The 7,283-nt window shown below is 74.7% G+C and carries 4 protein-coding genes; all 4 read right to left on the reverse strand.

Annotated elements, in window-relative coordinates:
- Positions 1 to 50 precede the first annotated feature (50 nt).
- Genes JS521_RS03930 through JS521_RS03945 form a run of 4 tightly spaced genes read right to left on the reverse strand, consistent with a single transcriptional unit; the run spans position 51 to position 7,153 of the window.
- Positions 51 to 1,412, reverse strand: coding sequence for a vWA domain-containing protein (locus JS521_RS03930; protein ID WP_205081299.1), 1,362 nt, complete (start codon positions 1,410 to 1,412; stop codon positions 51 to 53).
- Between the two features lie 19 nt (positions 1,413 to 1,431).
- Positions 1,432 to 2,883 (reverse strand): protein phosphatase 2C domain-containing protein, encoded by a 1,452-nt coding sequence (locus JS521_RS03935; RefSeq protein WP_205081300.1) that lies wholly within the window; start codon positions 2,881 to 2,883, stop codon positions 1,432 to 1,434.
- Between the two features lie 2 nt (positions 2,884 to 2,885).
- Positions 2,886 to 5,804, reverse strand: coding sequence for a serine/threonine-protein kinase (locus JS521_RS03940; RefSeq protein ID WP_205081301.1), 2,919 nt, complete (start codon positions 5,802 to 5,804; stop codon positions 2,886 to 2,888).
- Positions 5,801 to 7,153: a coiled-coil domain-containing protein gene (locus JS521_RS03945; RefSeq protein WP_205081302.1), complete on the reverse strand. Its 1,353-nt coding sequence runs from the start codon at positions 7,151 to 7,153 to the stop codon at positions 5,801 to 5,803. The genes JS521_RS03940 and JS521_RS03945 overlap by 4 nt, the downstream gene beginning before the upstream one ends.
- Positions 7,154 to 7,283 lie beyond the last annotated feature (130 nt).

Below are 7,283 nucleotides of genomic sequence, written 5' to 3' on the forward strand. Positions count from 1 at the left end.
GATGGCTGCTCTGTGCTCACGGCCGGTGGTCATCGGATGACCGCGCCGTGTTACTTCTTGACGCGAACGGTCTTGGTGGAGCGCGTTTCGAGGGTCATCTCGTCCGCTTCCGCGACCTTCGCCTTCAGTCGCACAGTACCTGTCGCGGCATCGACGACGTCGACCACCTTCGAAAGCAGTTTCGCAGTGTCCTGGTTCCCGGACGCCGATGCCAACTGCACCGCACGCCCCAGTTTCGCCGTCGCGCCGTCGAAGTCGCCCGACTTGCGCGCGTCCAGGCCCTGCTGGATGACCTGTGCCAGTTCCGCCTGACCCGTGTAGTGCGCGACCTGCGGATTGATCGACGTCGACGCCACCATGTCGTCCGTCCACACGGCCCGTACGAGCCCCTGCGACAGCGTCTGCGGCGTGCCCGCGCCCGAGGGGTCGGGCAGGATCAGCGAGACCCGGGCCGCCAGCATCTCCTGGCCGATCCCGGCCTCCGGCACCAGCACGCACACGTGGTAGTCGCGGGATTCGTCACCCCAGGAACCGGTCGGGTAGTCCCCGGCCCGGGGGCCCGCCTCGGTACGCCGCGCGGTGAGGTCCGCGACGGTCGGCGCGACCTGCTTCACGAACCGGATCTCCACCCCGACCGGCGTCCAGAGGCGCAGCGCGACGTCCGCGACCTCCTTGCCCATGGCGTTCTCCATCATCCGCGTGAAGTCCGCGGCCAGGCCCGAGGGGTCGGCGACGATGTCGGCCGTGCCGAGGAGGCCGGCGGCTATCCCGGTGACCTCCTTCACCTCCCAGTCGGTGCCCACCCCGCGGGCGTCGCAGGTGAACCGCCCGGCGCAGGACTCCACAGCCGCCCGCAGGTCCTCGGGGGACTCGTGCTCGTTGCGGCCGTCGGTCAGCAGGATGCCGTGCCGGATGGAGGCGTCGGCGGAGTTCAGCAGCCGGTCGGCCAGCCGCAGCCAGGTGCCGATCGCGGTGCCCCCGCCCGCGCTCAGCTTCCGCAGGGCGTCCTTGGCCCGGGCCTTCGTCTGCGCGTCGGCGACCGCGAGCCGCCCGTCGCCCGGATAGACGTCCTTGGCCACATGCGTCCCGGCGACCACCGCGAACCGGGTGCCCTCGCGCAGGGTGTCGATCGCCGCCGCCGTCGCGTCGCGCGCGTTGCGCATCTTCGTCGGCGGGTAGTCCATCGAGCCGGAGCAGTCGACCATCAGCACCACGGCCGCGCCCGGCCCCTGCCCCGCCCCGGACCCGGGCGAGGGCCCTGCGTCCGCCAGCGGTGTCCCGCCGGTGGTTCCGCCGCCGGTCGAGGTCACGGTGACGATCGCGTTGACCTCACGGCCGCCCTCGGGCAGGAACGCGTTCTGGTACACCTCGACGGAGAACTGCGGCACGGTCGACTTGGAGAAGTTGGCCATCTGGTCGGCTCCTTGAGGCTCAGACGGTTTCGCAGGCCGATCCTGCCCCTTGCGGCCGGACGGCGAACGGCACGAGCGCCACTGTTACGTTGTCGTGGCCCCCGCCGTCGAGCGCGTGCCCGACGAGCACCTGGGCCGCGCGCAGCGGGTGCTGCTGGGCGTCGGCCGGGACCGCGGCGGCCATCTCCTCGGCGGACTCCGCGTAGTTCCACAGACCATCCGTGCACACGACCACCAGGCCCGGCCGGTCCGGCTTGAACGCAGCGGTGTGCGGCTCCAGTTCGTACGCGTCGGCGCCGAGCCAGCCCGTGATCGCGTGAGCGCGCTCGTCGGCGTACGCCTCCGCCTCGTTCATCAGGCCGGCCGCCACCATCTGCGCGGCCCAGGAGTCGTCCTCGGTGAGCCGGGCGGTCGGCTGGGTGCGGTCCTCGGGCACCCAGTAGACCCGGCTGTCGCCGACCCAGCCGACGATCAGCAGCTCGCCCGCCATGATCGCGCCGACCAGGGTGCAGGCCGGGGCGTTCTGGTGGCGGTGCGCGTCGTGCTCCATCGCCCCGGCCGGCTCCTGCGCCAGGGCGTTGACCGCCTCGGACGCGGCGACGATCGCCTCGTGCATCGCCTGCTGCGGATGCGTACCGCGCGGCAGGGACTCCAGCAGCGACTCGTTGGCGGCGCTCGCGGCGGCAGCCGACGCCTCGTCTGGGCGGCTCGCCGAGGAGACGCCGTCGCAGACGATCGCGACGACGGCGGGCGAACCGTCCGGCAGGGCGGTCGAGGACACCGCGAAGGAGTCCTCGTTACGGTGGTGGCGCAGGCCCCGGTCGCTCACCGCGGCCACCGAGCCGAGCTCCTGCTCCATGTGGTCGCGCTCGCGGGGCTGGGCGTGCCCGCAGTTCTCGCAGTAGCCGTCGGGGTCCACCCGGCCGGAGCGGCAGGCCACACAGACCTTCGCCCCGGCGGCGGGAGCGGCGGGTGCCGCGGCGGCGTGTTCCGCCGTACGGGGGTCGGGCGCGGCCAGCGCGAAGTCACCGGCGTGCTCCGCACCGTCCTGCGCCGCCCGGTCGTCGTGGCGCACGGGAACGGCCGAGGACTCCGCCCCGCCAACGGGCCCCGCCGCACTGACGGGCCCCGGCCCACCGGTGGGCTCCGGCACCGGCTGCTGGCCGTGTTCCGGCCCCGTCAGCGGCCTGCCGCCCGAGTCCGTCCCCGGCAGGTCCGCCGGGCGGTGCACGGGAGCGGGCACGTCCGAGCTGTCGGTCTCCGCGGCGGCGGGCCACCGTACGGCCTCCGCCGCCGGCGCGGCCGCCCCCGCCGGGGGCACGGTGATGGCCATCGTGGGCCGGTCACCGGGGCGCGCCGGAACGGCGGAGAGGTCGTAGCCGCACGCCCCGCAGAACAGGTCGCCCGCGTCCAACGGCTCCTCGCAGCCGGGGCACTTCGACAGGGCGGGCTGCTGGTGGCTCTGTGACATCTTCACACCCACGTCCGGGGGCGGAAACGGTTGGCCCGCTCCACCAGTTCGATCCTCTCGTCGCCCCGCTGTGCGAGCCGGGCGAGCATCCGGTACGAGCGTTCCAGCCCGAACCGCAGTCCCCGCTCGTCCAGTTCGGCGCCGAGCAGCTTCCGTGCGTCCGGCGGACCGGCGGCCGGTCCGCCCGGCCCCGGGACACCGGGACTACCGGAGAGTACCCAGTCCAGCGCCTTGCCCAGTACCTCCGTCGACAACTGCTCGTGGCGCACCGGGTCCAGACCGAAGGCGCCCAGCGCCGTCACCTGGATCCCGGCGGCCGTCAGATCGACAAGCAGCGGCTCCCGGTACGAGCGCTCGCGCAGCCGTGCCCGCACGGCGGCGACCCGGGCCGCCGTGTAGTGGATCGAGGCCTCCGGCACCGACTCCAGGGTGCTCACCGCCCCGGCCCGCTCACCGGCGGCGATCTGCACCCGGGCCAGGCCGAACGCGGCGCTGACGAACCCCGGATCGGTCGCCCACACCAGGCGGTAGTACTCGGCGGCGTTGTCCAACTGGCCCAGCACCTCCGCGCAGATTCCGAGCGCCAGCTTGGGCGCCATCTCCCCGGGGAACGCGTCGTAGACCGCGTCGAAGGAGAGCGCCGCCGTCTCGTGGTCGCCGGTCACCAGCGAGGTGACGCCCCGATACCAGACGACCCGCCAGTCGTCGGCGTGTTCACCCTCCAGGGTGGTCAGCGCACGGGCGGCCGCATCCAGCTCCCGCATCTCCAGCCGGGCCCGCAGCTCCCGCAGCCGCGTCTCCATCGAGGGGGCCGGCACCGTGTGCAGGGCGGTGATCAGCTCGGCCGGGGCGGAGGCCATCAGACCGGCGAGGAAACCGGCGTTCGGGTCCATCGCGTCGACCCGGGGGACCGGCAGCGCCAGCGAGGTGGCCCGGGTGTCGAACAGGGCGAGCCGGACACCCCTGGCGGTCGCTCCGAAGGGACCGTACGGTCCGGTCGGGGCGCCCGGTCCGGTCGGGGCGCCCGGTCCGGCCGAGGCGTCCGGAGCCTGCTCGGCGGCCGCCCGGGGCGCCGGAACGGGGGCGTGCGCCGGGGGAGCGTACGGGAACGGAGCCCCGCCGCCCGGCGCGGAGCCCCGGACATGGGTCGGCGGCGCGGCCAGCGGAGCCGCCCCTGCCGCGCCCGGCGCATGAGGCCCCGCAGGGCCCGCGGCGTGAGCCCCCGCAGGAACCGGCGCATGAGTCCCCGCCGGGCCGGGCGGCTGCGCGCCCACCGGCAGCGCCCCGGCCACCGCGGACGTCACGGCCCCCGGCGCGAGGGGAGCCGTGCCGCCGTGGGCCTGCCAGGTGCCGCCCTGCGCCGGGATGCCGGCCGACCGACCGCCACGGCCCTTGCGGCGGCCCAGCAGCCCGCCCCGCGCGGAGCCGGTGTCCCGGCCGCCCAGCTGCGAGACGTCGTCCGTCTGCGGGGCGAACAACTCCGTGTCGACCACGCGCAGTTCCGCGCCGAACAGCGTCGACAGGGCCGGGCGCGGCCGGCCCGTCTGGAGCGCCACGACCTCCCGCAGCACCCCCGTCAGCTGCTCGGCCATCTCCGCCGCCGAGGCGAACCGGCGGGCCGGGTCCGGGTCGGTGGCCCGCACCAGCAGCCGGTAGAACGACTCGTAGGCGCGGAACACCTCGATGCTGTCCGGGTCCGGCAGCGAGTCCACGAAGACGTTCGTGTACCCCTGGAAGTCGAAGGTGAGGACCGCCAGCGTCCGGGCCACCGTGTACAGGTCGGAGGCGACCGAGGGGCCCAGCTCCGCGACCTCCGGGGCCTGGTAGCCGACCGTGCCGTAGATCGCCGACTCGTCGTCGTCCATCCGGCGCACCGCGCCCATGTCGATCAGCTTGAGCTGGTCCTCGGTCTGGATCGCGTTGTCGACCTTGAAGTCGCAGTAGAGCAGATTGCGGCTGTGCAGATGACCGAGCGCCTCCAGCGCCTCGATCCCGTACGCGCAGGCCTGCTCCACCGGCAGCGGATCGCGCTTCCCGGCCGGGGTGCGGCGCTCGTTGGCGATCTCCTTGAGGGCCTTGCCGCCGACGTACTCCATGACGATGTAGCCGTCGAGCGAGCCGGTGCGCTGGTCCAGGTGCTCGACGAAGTTGTAGATCCGCACGATGTTGGAGTGCTCGATCTCGGCGAGGAACCGGCGCTCGGAGATCGCGGCGGCCATCGCGTCCTGGTCGCCGGTGTCCAGCAGGCCCTTGAGGACCACCCAGCGGTCCGAGACGGCCCGGTCCACCGCGAGATACACCCAGCCGAGCCCGCCGTGCGCCAGACAGCCCACGACCTCGTACTGGCCGTGCACGATGTCGCCGCCGGTCAGCTTCGGCACGAAGGAGTACGGGTGGCCGCACTTGGTGCAGAACCCCTCGGTGCGGCCCTCCCGCTCGCCGCGCGAACGGCCCACCGGGGCCCCGCAGTCCGAACGGGAGCAGAACCGCTTGCGCTCGGGCACCTCCGCCCGCTCCATCACCGCCGTACGCGGATCGGGCCGGGGGACGTCCGGGACCTCCACCAGGCCGACGCCGAGCCGCCCCCGGGCCGAGGTCGCCGACGTCGAGCCGGAGGAGCGCACCGAGACCGAACGGGAGGTCGACGCCCCGGACAGCGAGCGCGACAGCCGGCCGGAGACCGAACGGCGCGAGGTCGACGAACGGGACGAGGACCGGGCGGAGGCGCGGGAGCCGGAGCGCTGCGAGGAGCTGTCCCGGCTGCTCGCCCGGCCGCCCCCGGCGATCCCGGTCGGCGGCGAGGAGACCATGCCCGTGGGCGAGACGACCGGCGCCAGACCGCAGGTGTCGCAGTACAGCTCACCGCCGCCCATGTCCTCGTAGGCCCCCTCGCACGCGGGGCGCTGGCACTGCGTACTCATCGTGTCTCCCCCTGTTCGCCCGCGCCCCGGCCGTCCTGGGGTGCGTCGGGCCGGCGCGGCTGCAGCAACTCCGCGACCGCGTGCTGATAACGCAGGACGGCCTGCTCGGCGACCCGCAGATCGCACGGCGCACTCCACAGCATGCGGCGCGCCGCGTCGTACCGCTCGATCAGCAGCGGATCCTCCGCCAGACCGTGCCGGGCCACCTTCGCCTTGTACGCGTCGAGCCGGCCGCGCAGCTCGGCGCGGACCGCCAGCGGGGCAGTCACCGAGGTCAACGACTCACGGGCGCGCAGCAGTTCGTCCTCGGCCTCCTGCTCCAGGGACTCCAGCAGCGGCGAGAGCCGGTGCCACTGGGCGTGCCGGCGGTGGTCGGAGGCGGCCGCCAGACGCTCCTGGAGAGCGGTCGGCGGACCGCTGACCGCGGGCACCTCGGAGGCGGCGATCTTCGCCAGCACCTCGCCGCGCGCCGCCCGCGCCTCCGTCAGGGTGCGGTCGGCCCGCGAGAGCACGTCCCGCAGCCGCACCAGACGCGCCTCCGCGTCCTGCCGGACCGCGAGCACCGCCTCGATCTCCCGCCGTACGTCCTCCAGGGCGCGGGCGGCCCGGTCGTAGCGCGAGGTGTCGGGGCGGCCGCCGCCGGGCGCGGCGCTGCCGGGGCCCGGCAGCCAGAACGCCAGCGGGTCCGAGATCACCTGCACCCGCAGCGTCGTCAGCTCCTCGGTGATCTCCGCCAGATCGTCCCCGGCCGGATGCTCACCGGGCCGCACCCCCACCGAGTGCGCCAGCGACCGCGTCCGGTGCAGCTCGGCCGCGAGGAGGTCGATCCGGGCGGGCAGCGCCGACCAGACGGAGTCGGAGGCGACGACCATGTCCAGCGACCTGGCGTACAGCTCGTTCATCCGGGCGACCAGCTCCTGGAGCGAGAACCGCTCGGAGAGCCGGGCCGGACCCGCGACCGAAGGCGGCGGCACCGCCCCCGGGTTGGCGACGGTGACCGACTCGCCGCGCAGCAGTTCGGTCAGCGCGGTGAGGTCCTCCCGGTTCGGGTGGCGGCGGCGCGCACGGATCTCCCGGGCCTGCGACAGGGCCCCCGCGTACGCGTCGAAATACCCCCACAGCAGGGTGATCGACTGCTCGGTCGTGGCCCAGCGCTCCCGGGTGACGCCGGTCAGCTCGGCGCCCTCCAGGAGCCGGCGGCCGGCATGGTCCTGGAGCGCGAGGAGCGAGGTCTCGATGGCCTCGTGCTCCGCGCCGAGCCTGGCCAGCGCACGGTCCGCCTCCTCCCGGTCCATGACCGGGCCGGGGGGCCTCCCCGCGAAGCTGGGGAAGGATCCCGCGACGCCCATCGATCACCTCTCCGCTCTCCCCGCCCGGGGGGGGGGGCGCGGCGGGGGGGGGGGGGTGGGGGGGGGGGGGGGGGGGGGGGCCGGGCCCCGCGGGAACGTGCCGCCGCCCCGGGGGGGGGGGGGGGCGGGG

Origin of the sequence: Streptomyces durocortorensis (genome assembly GCF_016901035.1) — a bacterium.
Classification (GTDB): domain Bacteria; phylum Actinomycetota; class Actinomycetes; order Streptomycetales; family Streptomycetaceae; genus Streptomyces; species Streptomyces durocortorensis.

What these genes read in the sequence shown, in the direction of transcription:
- JS521_RS03930 (WP_205081299.1), bottom strand. Translation starts at nt 1,412, where the DNA reads ATGGCCAACTTCTCCAAGTCGACCGTGCCGCAGTTCTCCGTCGAGGTG.
- JS521_RS03935 (WP_205081300.1), bottom strand. Translation starts at nt 2,883, where the DNA reads ATGTCACAGAGCCACCAGCAGCCCGCCCTGTCGAAGTGCCCCGGCTGC.
- JS521_RS03940 (WP_205081301.1), bottom strand. Translation starts at nt 5,804, where the DNA reads ATGAGTACGCAGTGCCAGCGCCCCGCGTGCGAGGGGGCCTACGAGGAC.
- JS521_RS03945 (WP_205081302.1), bottom strand. Translation starts at nt 7,153, where the DNA reads ATGGGCGTCGCGGGATCCTTCCCCAGCTTCGCGGGGAGGCCCCCCGGC.